Source organism: Leisingera sp. ANG-M6, assembly GCF_000813905.1.
GTDB lineage: Bacteria > Pseudomonadota > Alphaproteobacteria > Rhodobacterales > Rhodobacteraceae > Leisingera.
On sequence record NZ_JWLG01000028.1, the window covers coordinates 1 to 18,291 of the forward strand.

The window sequence follows — 18,291 nt, forward strand, 5'->3', positions numbered from 1 at the left end:
GGCTCGGGAAAACTGCGCATGAACAGCCCCTCCAGCGGGGTGCAGACCGGCAGCGCCAGCAGCAAGAGCGATGCGTTGAAGGCGAGATGCGCATTGACCAGCATCTGGCCGCCCTGCGGGTCACCCAGCCAGCCTTGGCGCAGCGCCAGATTGGCGCCGAACAGGCAAATCACTGCCCAGGTGCCGCGCAAGGCCAGGTTGGCATAGGGAATGCGCCGCGCCTTCAGCGCCATGCCGCGGCTGAGCCAGACCGGGATGAAGGCAGAGCCGAAATTGGCCCCCAGCACCAGCGACAGCCCGGCGGCAAAGGGGATGGCCCCGATCTGCACCAAGGTGACGCACATCAGGATCGCCGCGACGGAGGAATGCATCACAAAGGCCAGCGCGCCGCCGACCAGGAAGGCGGTGATATAGTCGCGCGCCAGGTAGCCCGCCACCGCAGGCAGAAAGGCGCTGTCGCGGATCGGGTCCATTGCCTCGCGCAGAAAGCGCAGCGAAATCAGGATGAAGGCGACACCCATCAGGATCCGCCCCAGCTGGCGCGCCTTCTTGGCCTCGGTCTTGACGAACAGGTAGCCGCCGACCGCCAAAAGCACCGGCACCAGCCAGTCGAGCTTGAACGACAGGATCTGGATGATCAGCGCCGAGCCGAGATCGCCGCCCAGCACAATCGCCAGCCCGGCGGGGAAGGCGAGATAGCCGCTGGCGGCAAAGCCGGAGGTCAAGAGCGCCACCGCCGCCGAGCTTTGCAGCACAATCGCCAGGATCAGCCCCATCAGCCCCGCCTGCAAATGGCTTTGGCGCCCAGTCAGCAGCCGCTGGAACGAGGCCCCGTAGCTGCGCTCAATCCCGGTCCGCACCATCCGAACCGCATAAAGCAGCAGCATCGTCGCACCCGCAAGGCTGATCAGAAAAGTCAGTATTGCCATGTATATGTCCGCTCAAGGCCTCCTGCAGACGCGATTCCGCTGCTGACACGGCCTTAGTGCCGCCCAGCCTAGACAGCAACTGATATTCCCGCCGCTCCGGCCCCTGAATTTTTCTTCTGAGTTCCCAGAGCGGCGTTCCAGGATCAGTTCCCCTTGGCGGATTGGGCGACCTCCGTCTTCACCCCCCAGTCCGCCAGGGCAGCAGACAGCTTCTTGCCTGGGTCCTGATCGGTGAACAAGACCGTGAGCCTGCGCGGTTCCGGCCCGCAGTGGGGAGCCGTTTCAGCAAACTTCGGATGCGCCATGGCAACCGCAACCTTCTGGGCGCAGTCAGCAGCCACGCACGCCAGCTGGGCCTCTTCAGCGCTGTGATAAAGCACGCCTTGTTTGGCCGAGAGCGCGTCCGCAGACAGGATCGCTAGGTCAAGCACGAACCGCCGCAGCTGCTGTTCGGCAACGAAACCGAAAGTGCCGCGCTCGTTGCTCTGCATTTCGCCACCCAGAAAATGCACCCGGTTGCCATTGTGGTTTGCCAGGGTCTGTGCAGCGCCAATTGAGTTTGTAACCACGGTCAAACCCGACTTCTGCCGCAATTCCTCAGCCACAAAAGCTGTGGTGGAGCCTACATCAAGGAACAAAGCCATCCCGTCGCGCACATATCCGGCAGCCAGCGCAGCAATCCGCGCTTTTTCCCTCTGGTTCTCGGAAATCCGCCGCGCAAAGCTTGTTGCGCTTTGCGGACCGGCCAGAAAAGCGCCGCCGTGCACACGCTGTACGGCCCCCGCTTTGTTCAGCGCCTTTATCGTGCGGCGAACGGTCTCTTCGGACACATCCAGCATCTTGGCCAGTTCGGCACTGCGCGCAGAGCCGCCCAGGCGGCGCAATGCGTCCACCAGCTCCATTTCACGATGGGACAGAGAGAGAGAGTCCGACAAGAGATTGTTCCATTTACTTCAGCCGTTTCTGCGCAATTAGGCACGGGCCTGCGGCGCAATTCAAGGCCTTACGGCAACACCCTGCTGCGGTCCGGGCTTTGCACAGGCCTGCAAGAGCCCCACCACTGGAACAGATAGACTTCTCTTTCCGGCAGGTGCTGGCGCACGTTTCCGGGACCGCTGCTTTCTGCGTCCCGCCAAAAGAAAACCGCCGCGGCTTTGGGGCCGCGGCGGTTTCTTTTTGTCTGGCAGGCCGGAGCTTACAGGTTCGGGTAGAGCGGGAACTTGGCGCAGAGGCCGGCGACCTTGGCGCGGACGGAGGCTTCCACGTCTGCATTGCCCTCTTCACCGTTGGCCGCCAGCCCATCGATCACCTCGATGATCAGGTCGGCGATCTGGCGGAACTCCGCCTCGCCGAAGCCGCGGGTGGTGCCGGCAGGCGTGCCCAGGCGCAGGCCGGAGGTCACGGTGGGCTTTTCCGGGTCGAACGGGATGCCGTTCTTGTTGGTGGTGATATGGGCACGGCCCAGCGCCTTGTCGGCGATGTTGCCGGTGACGCCCTTGGGCCGCAGGTCGACCAGCATCACGTGGGTGTCGGTGCCGCCGGTCACGATGTCCAGGCCGCCCTTGATCAGCTGGTCCGCCAGCGCTGCCGCGTTCGCCTTGACCTGCTTCTGGTAGGCCTTGAACTCCGGCTTCAGCGCCTCGCCGAAGGCCGCCGCCTTGCCTGCGATCACATGCATCAGCGGGCCGCCCTGGATGCCCGGGAAGATCGCCGAGTTCACCTTCTTGGCGATGGCCTCGTCGTTGGTCACGATCATGCCGCCGCGGGGGCCGCGCAGGGTCTTGTGGGTGGTGGTGGTGGCGACATGCGCATGCGGGAATGGCGAGGGGTGCTCACCGGCCGCGATCAGGCCTGCGATATGGGCCATGTCGACCATGAAATAGGCGCCGACGCTGTCGGCGATTTCACGGAACTTGGCAAAGTCGATCTGGCGCGGAATGGCAGAGCCGCCGGCGATGATCAGTTTCGGCTGGTGCTCGTTGGCCAGCGCCTGGATCTGGTCGTAGTCGATCAGGTTGTCGCTCTGGCGCACACCGTAATGCACCGCGTTGAACCACTTGCCCGACTGGTTCGGCGCGGCGCCATGGGTCAGGTGGCCGCCGGAGGCCAGGTCCATGCCGAGGATGGTGTCGCCGGGCTGGATCAGCGCCTGGAACACGCCCTGGTTGGCCTGGGAGCCGGAGTTCGGCTGCACGTTGGCGAACTCGCAGCCGAACAGCGCCTTGGCGCGGTCGATCGCCAGGTTTTCAGCCACGTCCACATACTGGCAGCCGCCATAGTAGCGGCGCCCCGGGTAGCCTTCGGCGTACTTGTTGGTCAGCACCGAGCCTTGCGCTTCCATCACCGCGGCGGAGACGATGTTCTCAGACGCAATCAGCTCGATCTCGTCGCGCTGGCGGCCCAGCTCAGCGGTGATCGCGCCAAACAGTTCAGGATCGCGCTCAGACAGCGTTTGGGTGAAAAACAGATCTTTGGACATTCGGGGCTCCTGTCTATCCAGTCCAGCCAAGGCCCGCCGCAACGCAGTTCATCGACTGCATCAGCGGGACCGGCACTGTTGAAGATTTCCGGGCACGCTCTTCGCGCAAGAGGCGCACCTGGGTTTTGTGAATTTCGCGCAGCATGTTTTCCACCCGGCCGAAGCGGGCGCGCAGGCGCGGGAAACGCTGGGACAGGCTGCTGTCACCGGTCAGGAATGCAATTGCTTCGCAGGCAAGCTGGTATTCCTTGCGGATGGAGCCGAAGATTCGGTCGCGGATTTCAGTGTCCTGCACCAGCGTTGCGTAATCGGCAGCGATCTCCATGTCGCTTTGCAGCAGGGTCTTTTCGACCTCATCCACCACCAGGCGGAACAGCGGCGAACCAGTGAACATGTCCTGCAGCACTGCATCGCCGCGGGCACCACGGAACTTGCGGAAGCTGGCAACCGCAGAGCCGAAGCCGTACCAGCCGGTGATCATGTGGCGGTTCTGCGACCAGGCAAAAACCCAGGGGATCGCCCGCAGGTCGTCCAGCGACCCGGCCCCGAAGCGGCGCGCGGGGCGCGAGCCGATCTTGAGCATGGCCAGTTCCTCAACCGGGCTGGCCTGCTGGAAATAGTCCAGGAAACCCGGCACGTTCAGCAGGTTGGAGTAGGCCGCTTGGGACATGCCCGCGAGCGCCTCAAACGCGTCATCGAATTCCGGGTTTACCAGCGGCGTGTCTTCTTGCAGAGAGTGGCGCAGCACGGACGATGCCATCAGCTCCAGCTGGTGCAGGGCGGTGCCACGGTTGGCGTATTTGGAGCTGACAACCTCTCCCTGTTCTGTGATCCGCATCCGGCCCGCGATGGTGCCCGCAGGCTGGGCCGCAATGGCGCGCTCCGCAGGGGCGCCGCCGCGGGAGACCGATCCGCCGCGGCCATGAAAGAACACCGGCTTCATCCGGTGCGCCGCCAGGGTGCGGGTGATCAGCCGCTGCGCCTTCTCCAGCTCCCAGGTGGAGCAGAGGAAACCGCCGTCCTTGTTGCTGTCGGAATAGCCCAACATCACCTCGATCCGGTTGTCGCCGGACTTCAGCGAGCGGCGGGCAAAGGGGACCTCCAGCAGGCCGTCAAGGATGCCGGGTGCGGCACGCAGGTCGCCTATGGTTTCAAACAGCGGCACCACCTTGAGCGCGGCCTTCTCAGCCCCGAAGCCCGCATAGCGCGCCAGCAGGTAGACCCCCAGCAGATCATCGGTAGAACGGGTCATTGACAGGATGAAAGGCCCCATCGCATGCGGGTCCTCACCCGCCCCTGCATCACGCATCAGCCGCAGCAATTTCAGCAGTTCACCGCTTTGCGGGCTCAGCTCATCCGGGGTCATGTAAGGAAGCGAGGCGCTGCCCAGCTCCTTGCGCAGGCGCGCCGACCAATCCGGGCCGCCGAACTCCGGCACGTCGCCGGAACGCGCCCAAATCTCGGTCAGCGTTTCCGTGGTCACGGTGGAGTTCTGGCGGATATCCAGCGTCACCGTGCGGAAGCCAAAGACATCAGCCTGCCAGCGGATCGGGCGGACATAGCGGGCGGCAAGACGGTGCGCGCCAATATCCGCAAGCGCGTCTTCGACTTCTGCCAGATCGGCAACGAAATCGCCCAGGTGTTTATAAGCACCGGTTTCCTCGGCAGCGGTGGCCCTGATCCGCGCCAGGATCGCGGTCAGCGCCTGGCGGAAGACTTCACCCGGATTGCGGGCCGACAACGCTGCAGCTCCCGGTGCGGCGGCGATAACCTTTGCCAATCGGGCAGACGCGCTGTCAGGCAGGGCAAACACAGCAGCCGAAATGGAGATCCGCTCGGCCGCAGTGGTCAGCGCCTTTTGATAGCGTTTCAGAATCGCGGCACGGTTCGCGGTCAACGCCGCCGCCGTCGCCTCAACCGTCACATTCGGGTTGCCGTCACGGTCACCGCCGATCCAGGAATGGAACTTGAGGCAGGGCGCATCGGCTGTTTCGCCCAGCCGCGGCTCGGCGGCGGCGATGTAGCGCTCAAAAAGCTGCGGCACAGCTTCAAACAGGCTGTCGCGGAAGAACTGCAGCCCCCATTGGATTTCGTCCTGCAGGCTGGGCCGGTCGCGACGCAGCTCACCCGTCATCCACAACAGGTCGATTTCGGACCGCAGGTCCTCCAGCAGATCGGCGCGCTCGCGCGGGGTCCAGCGCTTGGCCTCCAGCGACACCAGACCGCGGTAGATGCGGCGGTGGATTTCCAGGATGGTGACTCGCTTGGCCTCGGTCGGATGCGCGGTCAGGGTCGGGCCGATGGAAAACTGGCTGGCGACCTCCTGCAGCCGCTCCGGCGTGGCCAATTCCCCGGCCATATCCAGCGCGCGGGCAAAGCTGCCCTCGACCACTTCCGGCCCGTCCTGCGTCTCCGCCATGCGGCGGTCGCGCATGGCGGCGTTTTCCTCGACGATCTTCAGCAGCTGGAACCAGATGTTGAAGGCCTGCATGTAGGCGGTCGCGGGCTGCCCATTGGAAAGATCCCAAGCGGTTTCAGAAGCGATCTTGGCCGCGACTTCCGGCGCCCGCTGGCGCAGCACATCCAGCCACAAGGCGTGCAATTCGGCGCGAAGCCCGGCGGCATAGGAAGTGTCTTCATAGTCTGCGGGGGCAGTTTCGGCAGGATCAGCCATTACATCACCCGGTCGCGCGGCTCGCGTCCTGCAAAGAAGTCGGTCAGATTATCAAGTACGCGGAAGCCCATCGCCTCGCGCGCCTCCCGGGTCGCACTGCCCAGATGCGGCAGCATTACCAGGTTGTCGCAGTCCAGCAGGTCCGGGTTGATGCGCGGCTCGCCATCGAACACGTCCAGCCCGGCACCGCCGATGGTTTCGAACCACAGGGCACGGGATAGGGCCAGCTCGTCAATCACCTCGCCGCGGGCCGTATTAATAAGGAATGCATCCGGTTTCATCAGGTTCAGCATCCGGGTGTTGATCAGATGCCGGTTGGCAGGCCCACCCGGGCAGTGCAGCGAGACGAAATCGCATTTCGGCATTAGATCTTCAAGACCGTCGACTTGAGTGGCGTTAAAACGGGCCAGTACGTCCGGCGACACACGGGAGCGGTTCTGCACCACGATCTTCATGCCAAACCCGTGGTGGGCGCGGCGGGCCATCTCCTGGCCGATGCGGCCAAAGCCGACGATACCCAGCGTCTTGCCGGAGACTTTGGTGCCAACCAGATGGGTCGGGCGCCAGCCGGTCCATTCGCCAGCCCGCAGCTCGCGCTCGCCCTCGCCAGCACGGCGGGCCACCATCAAGAGCAGCGTCATGGCGATGTCGGCGGTGCATTCGCTCAGCACATCCGGCGTGTTGGTCACCGTCATGCCGTGACCGGCTGCGCCATGCATATCAATGTGGGAGTAGCCGACCCCGTAGTTGGCCAGGATCCGGGCCTGCGGCTTGGCGATATCGAACGCCTTGGCCGAAATCTTGTCGGTAACGGTCGGCAACACAGCGTCATAAGACGTCATTGCGGCGCGCAGCTCGTCCTCGGTCAGCGGCTTGTCACCGGTGTTCAGCACAGCATCAAACGCCTCAGCCAGCTGCGCCTCAACGGCGGCGGGCCAGCGGCGGGTCACCAGAACCTTGGGCTTTGCCATGATTTCATCTCCCTGACGTGCTTATGCTTTTATTAATGCGCTCCACCCCCGCCATTGCCCCGGGCCAAGGGTGGAGCGTTGCGCCTGTTCCGTTGCCGGATCAGGCGGCGTTCTTTTTCATCACGCTTGCGATGGTTTCGCCGATCACGGCAGGGTTCTCGGCAACGGTCACGCCCGCGGCCGACAGGATCTCCACCTTCTCGGAAGCGGATTCCCCGAAGGCCGAGATGATTGCGCCCGCGTGGCCCATAGTGCGCCCCTTGGGTGCGGTCAGACCCGCGACATAGGCCACCACCGGTTTGGTCACGTGGTTCTTGATGTAATCCGCCGCTTCCGCTTCCTGCGGGCCACCGATTTCACCGATCATCGCGATGACCTCGGTTTCCGGATCCTTTTCGAACCACTCAAGGATGTCCTTGAAGGAGGAGCCGTTGATCGGGTCGCCGCCGATGCCGACCGAGGTGGAAACCCCAAGGCCCAGCTCTTTCAGCTGCGCCGCGGCCTCATAGCCCAGGGTGCCCGATCGGCCAATGATGCCCACGGTGCCCGGCAGGTAGATGTGGCCCGGCATGATGCCCAGCAGTGCCTTGCCCGGCGAGATGGTGCCCGCGCAGTTTGGGCCGGTCAGGATCATCCGCTTGTCCTTGGGATAGCGGTACATGTAGCGCTTCACGCGGATCATGTCCTGAGCCGGGATGCCGTCGGTGATGCAGACACAGTAGTTGATGCCCGCATCCGCCGCTTCCATGATGGAGTCGGCTGCAAACGGCGGCGGCACAAACACTAGCGAGGCATTGGCCCCAGTGGCCTCAACCGCTTCTTTCACGGTGTTGAAGACCGGCACACCCTCGACGGTCTCGCCGCCCTTGCCCGGCACCACGCCGCCAACAACATTGGTTCCGTATTCGATCATGTCCTTGGTGTGGAACCGGGCGATCTTGCCGGTGATGCCCTGGACGATGACACGGCTTTCGCGATCAAGAAGGATGCTCATTTCACGGCCCTCACACGAGTGTTTTGATCAAGGTCGTTTTTCCAAGCGCCGACGGCCCGCTCAGCGGCTTCCATCAGCGAGGTTGCGCGGATCAGCGGCAGGCCGGATTGCGCCAGGATCTTCTGGCCTTCCTCCACATTGGTGCCCGCAAGACGGACCACCACCGGCACGTCGACCTGCACTTCCTTCAGCGCCTGCACCACACCTTCGGCAACCCAGTCGCAGCGGTTGATGCCAGCGAAGATATTGACCAGAACCGCCTGCACATTGCTGTCGGACATCACCAGGCGGAACGCCTTGGCGACCCGCTCAGGCGTTGCGCCGCCGCCGATGTCCAGGAAGTTGGCAGGCTCGCCGCCGGCCAGCTTGATGGTGTCCATGGTCGCCATCGCCAAACCTGCACCATTGACGATGCAGCCGATGTTGCCTTCGAGACCGACATAAGACAGGCCGCGGTCTGCAGCGCGGCTTTCGCGCGGGTCTTCCTGGGACTTGTCGCGCAGCTCCGCGATCTGCGGGTGGCGGAACAGGGCGTTGTCGTCAAAGGTCATCTTGGCGTCCAGCGCAATGACCCTGTTGTCCGAAGTGACGACCAGCGGGTTGATCTCAACCATGGTGGCGTCCAATTCGGAAAACGCCTGGTAGCAGCCCTTGAGCGTGCGCACCATTTGCTGCGTCATCGCCGGCTCGATGCCCAGGGCAAATGCGATCTCCCGCGCCTGGAAGTCCTGCAGGCCAACGGCCGGCTCAACGGTCGAGCGCACGATGGACTCGGGCCGCTCGGCAGAGATCTCCTCAATCTCCATGCCGCCTTCGGACGAGGCAACGATCATCACCCGCTGGCTGGAACGGTCCAGCACAAAGCCCAGGTAGATCTCGCGGGCGATCGGCACCGCACCTTCTACATAGACACGGTAGATGCCTTTGCCTTCGGGGCCGGTCTGGTGGGTCACCAGTTTCTTGCCGAACAGGTTCTCGGTTGCCTCATAGATCTCGGCTTCCGAGTTGCACAGTTTGACGCCGCCCGCCTTTCCGCGGCCGCCGGCGTGAACCTGGGCCTTGACGATCCAGCGGTCGCCGCCCAGTTCCCGCGCGCGGTAGGCCGCCTGCTCGGGGCTGTAGGCCAGCGCACCCGGCGGTACGGTCACGCCGAAGTTGCTCAGAACTTCCTTGGCCTGATACTCGTGGATATCCATGGTCCTCTCCTCCTCATGGATGTCGGAATTCTATTACTCTGCCGGTTCCAATTCCGGCGCGTAATGCTTGTCGAGCAGGGCGTTGATCGCCTCCATGTCGACCTTGGCGCCCATGTCGTTCATCGCCTTGCCAAAGCGGTTGACGATGTCGGTGATGGCCGCCGGGGTGATCTGGTTCAGGATGCCGATGCGGACCTGGACCGGCTCCGACAGGGTCGGCCAGATGCCGAAACCCACGGCGCGGCAGTTGCCCACCAGTTCCTTTTCGCGGCCTGCCAGATCGCCGGGCAGGTTCAGAACCACCAGGCTGGTCATGTTCGAGGTCACGTCGCAGCCCATCGCGGTCACGGCATCGCGCAGCGCTTTCTCGTGGAAGGCATAGTCGCGGGCTTTCTGGGCGCGGCCGTGCTGCAAGGTGATGCGCAGCGCCTCGTGGAAGGCGGCAACCGCATAACCGGAGTGAGTGCGGTGGTAGGTGCCGGCAGCAACGTCCTGGCCGTCCACGATGCCCCAGTGGCGGGCTTCCAGGATCGGGTTGTGAACATACGAATGGCAGCCGTTCTCGCGCACGGTCTGAATGTATTGGTCGGTGAAGGAGACTGGCGCATAGGTCAGCGGCAGGCACAGCACGCCTTTCTGCGGGCAGGACGCCCAGCCGGCAACGCCCGGGTAGTCGTCGATCGAGAAATCCTCGATGCCCAGCGAGGACACCGCGTCGATCAGGCCCATCACGCCGTGCTTCACACAGGCATCCGAGAAACCCTTGAGGTCGTTGATGCGGCCCGAGCCGGTTTCCCAATGCGCCATGAAGGCCCACTTGGGCTTCTTCTCAGCCAGCACCTGCTCCACTAGTTTGCCCGACACCGACTCGCCGTGCGGCACATCCACCACGGTGACGGAGGCCGGCTGCGGGTTCATCGCGTCAGCGGCCAGCTCCTCGCGGGTGGCGGCCTTCATGCGGATGGTCATCGCGTCGATGCCGGAGAAGGTGCCGTTCTGGAAGGCAACCACGGTATCGCCCGGCAGGATTGCATTCAGCATGCAATCCAGGCCGGAGAAGCCGGTGCCCCCGACGCCGTAGGTGTAGGTGTTGGCGGTGCCCCACAGGTCGCGCAGCATCTGCTTGCACTCGATCATGCCGCGCAGCACGTCCGCCTGCATGTGATCAGCCAGGCCGGTGTTGGCAAAAGCCTGCAGCACGCGGGGATCGGTATTGCCCGGTCCAGGGCCGGCGGCCAGGGTTTCCGGGATTTCCAGGCTGGGGAAGATCGTGGGTTCAGTCATCGGGGTCAGGCCTCGCTGTTGTCGTTTCGGCAATGTGCCGGAGGTCACGGGCCTTCTTCGTCGCGATCTTCGCTGCGGGAAGGTTTGTTTCCTGTCGGGCAACATCTGTTAACCTAAGGAAAACCTAGGTCGACAAAACCTGCAACATTCCTATATCCTGCTTTTGGGTATCTAAATGGGCGGCTAAAAACCTACCCGAACTGGTAAAAATACCGTTGCATACCGAAATGCACCCTACCCATTTGGGTAGTTTGAAACGAAAAGGCACCAAATGGCTCCTATAAGCGACAAAGTTTCCCCGATATCGGTCATGCTTGCTGACGCAAATCCCCTGGTGCTGTCGGCCATGTCCGAGATCTTCGACAAAGACCCGCGATTCTCGCTGGTCGCCACCTCCGCAACCGCCGAAGGCTTCCTCGGAACGGTGATGCGGGTGCCGGTTCAGGTTGGGATCATCGACTGGAACCTGCCCGCGCTCGGCGGCGCCAAGCTGATCGAAGTGCTGCGCGACCAGGCCAACGCGCCACGGCTGGTGGTCTATGCCGACGACAGCGGCGACGTTCCGCGCAAGGCGATGAGCGCAGGCGCCGCCGGCTTCGCGCCGCGCTCCAGCGCTGTCGACGGACTCTTGGACACCTGCCTGGCCGTGGCCGCGGGCAAGATGGTTTTCCCCTTCCTCGACGTCCGGGGCCTCCAGACCGATCCGATCGAGCAGCTGTCCCGCCGCGAGCGCACGATGCTTGAGGCGCTATCCAAGGGGCTCACCAACAAGGAGCTCAGCAAGGAGCTGGGGATTTCGACCAACACGGTGAAGTTCCATCTGTCGAACCTCTACGAAAAACTCTCGGTCAAGAACCGCGCCCAGGCGATTGCGTTCTACTACGCCAACCGCGCCGCCAAAGGCGATTTCAGCCTGGAGGAATGACCCTGGAGCGGGGCGCAGCGCCTCGCACGCGTGCACGCTCCCGCGTGCGCACGCGAGCACGCGACACGCGGGCACGCTCCCGCGCGAATGTATTTAAATGAAAACTTTTTTCTTGACAGGAAACACCCTGATAGGGAATGCCTAGGGAGGAGAGGACGAAACCCCATTGCGAATGAGGAGCGCACCCATGTCGTTTCATACCGTCGAACAGGCCCCTGGCCGCCTGAACCGCAGCGAGCTGGCAATCCCCGGTTCCCAGCCCCAAATGTTTGAAAAAGCAGCAAAATCCGATGTCGATGTGATCTTCCTGGATCTCGAAGACGCGGTTGCGCCGGACGAGAAAGACCAGGCCCGCAAGAACATCATCGAGGCCCTCAACGACATCGACTGGGGCAACAAATCCATGTCGGTGCGAATCAACGGTCTCGACACCCACTACATGTACCGCGATGTCGTCGATGTCGTTGAACAGGCAGGCGAACGCCTTGACCTGATCATGGTCCCCAAGGTCGGCACCGCAGCCGATGTTTATGCCGTCGACATGCTGGTCACCCAGATCGAAGACGCCAAGGGCTACAAGAAGCGGATCGGCTTCGAGCACATCATCGAGACCGCGCTCGGCATGCAGAACGTGAGTGAAATTGCCGCAGCCTCCAAGCGCAATGAATCGCTGCATTTCGGCGTTGCCGACTATGCCGCCTCGACCCGTGCCCGCACCACCATCATCGGCGGCGTGAACCCGGATTACTCGGTGCTGACCGACCCGGCCGCAGACGGCTCGCGCGATGTGCACTGGGGCGACATGTGGCACTACGCTCTGGCCCGCATGGTGGTGGCCGCCCGCGCCAACGGCCTGCGTCCGATCGACGGCCCGTTCGGCGATTTCCAGGACAAGGAAGGCTACAAGGCCGCCGCCAAACGCGCCGCGGTTCTGGGCTGCGAGGGCAAATGGGCCATCCACCCCAGCCAGATCGAACTGGCCAACGAGGTGATGTCGCCGTCGGACGCGGAAATCACCAAGGCGCACCGCATTCTGGAAGCGATGGCCGAAGCTGAAGCGGCCGGTAAGGGCGCAGTGTCGCTGGACGGCCGCCTGATTGACTACGCCTCGATCCGTCAGGCAGAAGTGCTGGTGGAAAAAGCCAAGCAGATCGCCGGCACCTAAGCCGCCGTTCTGTTTCAAGACCTTACGCCGCCCCGGCTTTGGCTGGGGCGGCTAAGCGGCGCTATGCCAGGGAGACGCAGATGACCGGATTGCTGACCACCGCCAAGGCCCTGTTTCAGGCCGCCGTCGACCGGGCAGACCCGGCGCAAGCCCTGCGTGCCCAGCTAGCGACCTCGCCGCTCTCCCCCTTGCCCGAAGGCGGCAGGAATGTGCTGCTGGCTGTCGGCAAGGCTGCCATCCCGATGATGCGCGAAGCGCTGGCGCTGATCCCGGATGCAGACCAGGCTTTGGCGATCACAAACCCTGAAAACTACACGGAAATTCCCGGCGCCACGGTGATCTGCGGCGCCCATCCGGTGCCGGATGAAACCAGCGCTGCTGCAGGTCAGGCCGCCATTGAGCTGGCCCGTTCCCTTAGCCCCAATGACCGGCTGATTACGCTGATTTCCGGCGGCGGCTCCGCCTTGATGGTGGCCCCTGCCCCCGGCCTGACACTGGCGGACAAGGCGGCGGTGAACAAGCTGCTGCTCGCCTCCGGCCTTGAAATCAACGAGATGAACCTGATCCGCCAGCAGCTGTCGGACACCAAGGGCGGCGGATTGCTGCGCCACGCCACGCCTGCCCGGGTGCAGGCCTATATCCTCTCAGACGTGATCGGCGACGACCTGCGCGCCATCGCCTCAGGCCCTACCGTTGCACCGATCGGCACCCGCGCTGATGCGCGCGGGATTATGCAGCGCGCGGGCATCTGGGACAGCGCGCCTGAGGCCGTCAAGACCCGCCTCAGCGCCGCCGAGAATGCCCAGGAAACCCCGCCCCAGGCCACCAACACATTGATCGGTTCCAACCGCCACAGCCTCAAGGCAATGATGGCAGTTGCCGCTGACGACTGGACCCCCAAGCTGGTCTCGCACCGGCTGGTGGGCGATGTGGCAGAGGCCGCTGAAACGGTTGTAAAAGCGGCAGAAACCGCCCCCAAGGACAAACCTGTTGCGCTGATCTTCGGAGGTGAAACCACGGTGCAGCTCCGCGGCAGCGGCCTTGGCGGGCGCAACCAGGAACTGGCCCTCCGCGTCGCCAAACTGGGCGCGGAACGGCTCAGCGGCGACTGGCTGTTCCTCTCCGGCGGCACTGACGGGCGCGATGGCCCCACGGATGCAGCAGGCGGCATCGCCACTCCCGACACCTGGGAGGCCATCAGGGCAGCAGGTCAGGACCCGGACGCACTGCTGGCCAACAACGACAGCTACGCGGCGCTCAAATCCGCGGGCGCGCTGCTGATCACCGGCGGCACCGGCACCAACGTGGCCGATGTGCAGGTTTTCCTGAGGCTGCCCGGCTGATCACCAGGCCACTCCCGCTTTTCATCTTTCCTGAAATACTCCCCGCCCTCTGCCCGTCAGGCGGCTTTGCCGCCGAAAGGGGAGGCTCCCGCGGCGGCAACAGGCGGCGCGCTCAAGCCAAAGCGCGCTTCTCGCCCCACTCAGCCAGATCGTTCACCAGCATCAAGGCCACCCGACGGAACACCTGGCGCAACCGCTCCACATGGGGGCCTTCCAGTTTGAGCTCCGCCAGCGCCTGGTCCATGCATTTCAGCCAGTTTTCGGCGTCTTCTCCAGTGATTGGCACATGGGCGTGCATCAGTTTTACGTCCATATGCCCGTGTTTTTCCTCGTAATACCGGCGTCCGCCCATAAAACCGGACAGGAAATTGAACTGCTCGATTCGGGCATGGTCCATGCCGTGCCCCCGCTTGTGTAGCTTGACAATCTGCGCACCGGTCTCGGTTTCCTCGACAATGTCGTAGAACCGTTCCACCAGCGTCCGCAGAACCGCCTCGCCGCCGATCTGTTCTATCAGCTTCTGAACCATTTAACCTCCCTGCCCCGCAAACGGCCGGCCTCAGGATTGAGGCCGGGTCTTCTTGGGGTCGTAATGCGCAAAGGGTACAATCTTGGCCGGCAGCCGTTTTTGATGCCCGTCAAGTTTACCGATTTCCACCTCGGTTCCGGCCTCCGAACAGGACACATCCACCCGTGCCAGCGCGATGTTCTTGCCCAGAAGCGGCGAACGCATGGAGGAGGTCACCTCGCCGATCTGCGCCCGGCCGATGTGGACGCAATCGCCATGACCAATGTCGATTGCCGAGTCGATGTCCAGCCCGACCAGCTTGCGGGCAGGCGTGGTCTTGCGCCGGATCAGCGCATCGCGGCCGATGAAATCATCCTCTTTCGATTTCAGCGGCACCGTGAAGCCGATGCCCGCCTCAAACGGGTCGGTCTGATCGCTGAAGTCGTAACCGGCAAAGATCAAACCGGCCTCGATCCTCACCATATCCAGCGCCTCCAGCCCCATCGGGCGGATGCCGTGGTCCTGCCCGGCCTCCCAGACCGCGTCAAACACCTCACTGGCGTGTTTCGGGTGGCAGAAGATCTCATATCCCAGCTCGCCGGTGTAGCCGGTCCGCGAGACCACCACCGGCACGCCATCCTCGCCGCCAATCCGCGCGGGCGTGAAGCGGAACCAGCCTAACTCCTCCAGCGTCGGGTTATGCGGCATGGTCCAGATGATCTTCTTCAACAGGTCGCGGCTTTCCGGGCCTTGCACGGCAATGTTGTGCTGCATGTCGGTTGAGGAGCGGATCAGCACGTTCAGCCCCAGCTTCTCTGCCTGCTCGCGGATCCACTCGCCGCCGTAGTCCGAGCCGCCGATCCAGCGGAAATTGTCCTTGCCCAGGCGGAACACAGTGCCGTCGTCGATCATGCCGCCATGCGGATAGCACATCGCGGTATAGACCACCTGACCCACCGCCAGCTTCTTGGTATTTCGGGTAAAGATGTACTGGCACAGCGCCTCGGCATCCGGCCCGGTGATCTCGAACTTGCGCAGGGCCGAGAGGTCCAGCACCACCGATTTCTCGCGGCAGGCCCAGTATTCCTCCAGCGGGCCGGACTCGGCATAGCAATTGGCCAGCCAGAACCCGTTATACTCGATGAAATTGCGGGTCAGCTTGCTGAGGCGGTCGTGGAAACCGGTTTCCTTGGTCATCTTGGGCTCCGATTCAGGGGTCGCGCGGAACGCAATCGCCCGCTTGAAAGTCTCTGTTCCGCTATAGGTGCGGATGTGAATGTCGGTGGGGTTCCAGCCATTGGCGGCGCTGGTGTCATCCGGGCAGGCAGAGCTGACACAGACCAGATCGGTCAGCGCCCGCAGCAGCACGTAGTCACCGGGCCGGGTCCAGGGCTCATCAGCATACATCACGCCGTGATCGTCCAGCCCGGTGTTGAAGAAGAAGTTGATCGCCATCCAGCCAGCCCGCGGCGTTACCCCGTGGCCCGCCAGCACGCCGTTGAAGTTATCCGAGCAGTTCACATGGCCGGGATAGCCGATGTCGTCATAATACTTCGCGGCACAGGCGAGGGCAAAAGCATCGTGGCGCCCCACGGTGTCCTGCACCACCTCGACCAGCGGCAGCATGTCCTGGTCATAGTATTTCGCATGCAGCCCTGGCATCGGATAGGCATGGCCCATCAGCGTGCGGGTGGTGGTCACATCCAGCGCATGCTCAATCCCCTTGTCCAGTTTGCGGGCGGCGAAGCACTGGAAGTCGGTGCACTGGCGGCCATCCACATCAATGATCTGGATATAGTCGCCGGCCTTCACGAAATAGCTTTCGGCAGTGGCACTGTGCACCCGCACCTCGTTGACCGGCTCGGCCAGCGGATCGGGCAATTCAAACCGCGCCACCTGCTTGATCACGGCACGTTTGACCATCACGGTCAGCGGGGTCGCCGTGTCCTGCTTCTCGAAGTCCATGATGCCGCCGGGGGCTGCGATGATCACCACCCCGTCGCGCTGCACGGTAAAGCTTTCTTCGGTCTTGGCCGGGGTCGTGCTGTCAAAGATGCGCACCGCACCGCCCTGCGCCAGATCAATGCCGCGCGCCTCCATCCCCATCCGCAAACCGCGCAGGGACTGATCCGAGGTCGTCAGCAGCGCCTTCAAGCCGCCGGCATCGCAGTTCGCTGCTGCACCGATGATCCTGGCATCGATGCGCCCCTTATCCTCGGCGGCGATGATCTCGCAGGGCTGGCCGCCCTCGTCATTGGTCACCGTCACCCGGTCGCCGGTCTCCACCCGGATCAGGATCGCGCCGCAGCCTTCGACCGCATAACGTTCGGTTCCCTTGGGCAATGAGAACACCGACGGCTGATACAATCCGGAGGGCTTCGGCGGCCCTTTGACAACCTCAGGGAAGTTCATGTCATTCATCGCGCATCTCCTGTTGGACTCCGGCCAATTCTTGCACGGTCGGAATATTTATTTATTGAAAAGAATATTCCGATACGGCACTCTAATCAACAAACATGTTGATTTTCTGCGGAAAAATGGCGATTGCCCGGGATGCGGCATTTTCCTGGGGGTGAATGCCGCAAACAAAAGGATAACCGCCATGCACTCGCTGGTACTGGGACTGATTGCAGCGCTTGCCTGGGGCATACATGACCTCTGCGTGCGGGTTGTCTCCAAGAAAACCGGTATTCTGCCCGCCATGCTGACGGTGTTTGCAACGGGTGCGATTCTGATGGCTGCGGCAGGCCTTGCCCTGGCGGATTGGCCCGCGATGACTCTGCCGGCAGCCAAACTCGCCGGGCTCTCCGGCGCCATCTACGCTCTTGCGTCCTACGCGCTGTACCGCGCCTTTGCGCTGGGGCCGGTTCGGCTGGCGGCGCCGCTGATCGGCGCCTATCCGGTGCTGTCGCTTGGCTTGGCAATGCTGCAGGGGCAGCCGGTCGGGCCCGGCCACTGGCTGGCAGTTGCCGCGGTGGTTGGCGGCGTGGGCTGCATCGCGGTGTTTTCAGCCGAGGACGACGGCGGCGCGATAAACCCGCGGACCGCAGGATGGGGACTGATGGCGGCAACCGGCTTTGCGCTGACCTTTGCAACCGGCCAGGCCGCAACCCAGGCCGGGGCTGAGCTGCCGGTGCTGATCCTGACCCGCGCGGCTGCAATCCTGCTGGCGGCGGCCCTCGCAATCCTGTTGCGTGCGCTGCAGCTCCCGCCCCGCCAGGTCCTGCCGCTTCTCTGCGTGATGGGCGCGCTGGATGCAGTTGCGCTGGGTCTGGTGATATATTCAGGCTCCCTTCCCCGGCCCGAGTTCGCCTCCGTCAGCGCCTCGCTTTTCGGGCTTGTCACCGTGGTTCTGGCCTGGCTGGTTCTGCGCGAAAGCATGACCCGCGCGCAATGGATCAGCGTTGCCGTCACCTTCGGCGGCATTGCCTACCTAGGCTTCTGACGCCCCCCACCCTCTTCATTGAACAAGAACTCCCGCCGGAGGCGATCCGGCGGGAGTGTCATTTTCAGCCGTTGCTGTTCTGCGAACGTCTTACGCCGTCAGGCCTTCGGGCTCTGCGAGGTTGTTGGCGCGGCAGCAGGCGGTGACGGTGTTGGCGAGCAGGCAGGCGATGGTCATCGGGCCGACGCCGCCGGGGACAGGCGTGATGGCGCCGGCGCGTTCCGCCGCGGAGGCGAAGTCGACGTCGCCGACCAGCACGTTCTTGCCGTCGCGCTCGATCCGGTTGATGCCCACGTCAATGACGGTGGCGCCTTCCTTGATCCAGTCGCCCGGCACCATTTCCGGGCGGCCCACGGCGGCAACCACGATGTCGGCGCG

At 63.5% G+C, this 18,291-nt stretch carries 14 protein-coding genes and 1 pseudogene; 4 read left to right on the plus strand and 11 right to left on the minus strand.

Annotated elements, in window-relative coordinates:
- The 8 genes from RA24_RS20425 to RA24_RS20460 form a co-directional block, all read right to left on the minus strand.
- The coding region (locus RA24_RS20425) for a Na/Pi cotransporter family protein (protein WP_039194032.1) at nucleotides 1-929 on the minus strand (929 nt) is incomplete at its 3' end.
- Between the two features lie 143 nt (nucleotides 930-1,072).
- Complete coding sequence (locus RA24_RS20430) at nucleotides 1,073-1,864, minus strand: DeoR family transcriptional regulator (RefSeq protein WP_019298671.1); 792 nt, start codon at nucleotides 1,862-1,864, stop codon at nucleotides 1,073-1,075.
- A 260-nt stretch (nucleotides 1,865-2,124) separates the two neighbouring features.
- The gene (glyA, locus tag RA24_RS20435) at nucleotides 2,125-3,408 is read right to left on the minus strand and encodes a serine hydroxymethyltransferase (RefSeq protein ID WP_039194035.1); all 1,284 of its coding nucleotides are present in this window, start codon (nucleotides 3,406-3,408) and stop codon (nucleotides 2,125-2,127) included.
- 13 nt (nucleotides 3,409-3,421) lie between these two features.
- Nucleotides 3,422-6,082 (minus strand): phosphoenolpyruvate carboxylase, encoded by a 2,661-nt coding sequence (locus tag RA24_RS20440; protein WP_039194038.1) that lies wholly within the window; start codon nucleotides 6,080-6,082, stop codon nucleotides 3,422-3,424.
- Nucleotides 6,082-7,053 (minus strand): 2-hydroxyacid dehydrogenase, encoded by a 972-nt coding sequence (locus tag RA24_RS20445; protein ID WP_019296922.1) that lies wholly within the window; start codon nucleotides 7,051-7,053, stop codon nucleotides 6,082-6,084. Before RA24_RS20445 ends, RA24_RS20440 begins: the two co-directional genes overlap by 1 nt.
- Before the next feature lie 100 nt (nucleotides 7,054-7,153).
- Nucleotides 7,154-8,047 (minus strand): succinate--CoA ligase subunit alpha, encoded by an 894-nt coding sequence (sucD, locus tag RA24_RS20450; protein WP_019296923.1) that lies wholly within the window; start codon nucleotides 8,045-8,047, stop codon nucleotides 7,154-7,156.
- On the minus strand, nucleotides 8,044-9,243 hold the full coding sequence (locus RA24_RS20455; protein ID WP_019296924.1) for a malate--CoA ligase subunit beta: 1,200 nt from the start codon (nucleotides 9,241-9,243) through the stop codon (nucleotides 8,044-8,046). The genes sucD and RA24_RS20455 overlap by 4 nt, the downstream gene beginning before the upstream one ends.
- Before the next feature lie 33 nt (nucleotides 9,244-9,276).
- Nucleotides 9,277-10,527 (minus strand): aminotransferase class V-fold PLP-dependent enzyme, encoded by a 1,251-nt coding sequence (locus RA24_RS20460; RefSeq protein ID WP_019296925.1) that lies wholly within the window; start codon nucleotides 10,525-10,527, stop codon nucleotides 9,277-9,279.
- 310 nt (nucleotides 10,528-10,837) lie between these two features.
- On the opposite strand from RA24_RS20460, the gene RA24_RS20465 reads away from it, so the two are divergent.
- The 3 genes from RA24_RS20465 to RA24_RS20475 all read left to right on the plus strand — a co-directional run bounded on the left by RA24_RS20465 (nucleotide 10,838) and on the right by RA24_RS20475 (nucleotide 13,960).
- The gene (locus tag RA24_RS20465) at nucleotides 10,838-11,452 is read left to right on the plus strand and encodes a response regulator transcription factor (protein WP_019296927.1); all 615 of its coding nucleotides are present in this window, start codon (nucleotides 10,838-10,840) and stop codon (nucleotides 11,450-11,452) included.
- 187 nt (nucleotides 11,453-11,639) lie between these two features.
- Nucleotides 11,640-12,617 carry an HpcH/HpaI aldolase/citrate lyase family protein gene (locus RA24_RS20470; RefSeq protein WP_039194041.1) on the plus strand — a complete coding sequence of 326 codons (978 nt, stop codon included), beginning with the start codon at nucleotides 11,640-11,642 and terminating at the stop codon, nucleotides 12,615-12,617.
- A gap of 80 nt (nucleotides 12,618-12,697) precedes the next feature.
- The gene (locus tag RA24_RS20475; protein WP_039194043.1) at nucleotides 12,698-13,960 is read left to right on the plus strand and encodes a glycerate kinase type-2 family protein; all 1,263 of its coding nucleotides are present in this window, start codon (nucleotides 12,698-12,700) and stop codon (nucleotides 13,958-13,960) included.
- A gap of 112 nt (nucleotides 13,961-14,072) precedes the next feature.
- Here RA24_RS20475 and RA24_RS20480 read toward each other — a convergent pair whose 3' ends face one another.
- Nucleotides 14,073-14,489, minus strand: coding sequence for a group II truncated hemoglobin (locus RA24_RS20480; RefSeq protein WP_019296930.1), 417 nt, complete (start codon nucleotides 14,487-14,489; stop codon nucleotides 14,073-14,075).
- Nucleotides 14,490-14,519: 30 nt separating this feature from the next.
- The gene (gene tdm / locus RA24_RS20485) at nucleotides 14,520-16,889 is read right to left on the minus strand and encodes a trimethylamine-oxide aldolase Tdm (RefSeq protein ID WP_039194046.1); all 2,370 of its coding nucleotides are present in this window, start codon (nucleotides 16,887-16,889) and stop codon (nucleotides 14,520-14,522) included.
- A 181-nt stretch (nucleotides 16,890-17,070) separates the two neighbouring features.
- Between tdm and RA24_RS20490 the strand changes: the two genes are divergently transcribed.
- Nucleotides 17,071-17,913 carry a DMT family transporter gene (locus RA24_RS20490; RefSeq protein WP_039152457.1) on the plus strand — a complete coding sequence of 281 codons (843 nt, stop codon included), beginning with the start codon at nucleotides 17,071-17,073 and terminating at the stop codon, nucleotides 17,911-17,913.
- Nucleotides 17,914-18,003: 90 nt separating this feature from the next.
- Here the strand turns inward: RA24_RS20490 and RA24_RS20495 are convergent.
- Nucleotides 18,004-18,291 (minus strand): annotated as a pseudogene (locus RA24_RS20495) (bifunctional methylenetetrahydrofolate dehydrogenase/methenyltetrahydrofolate cyclohydrolase); the annotation flags it as partial.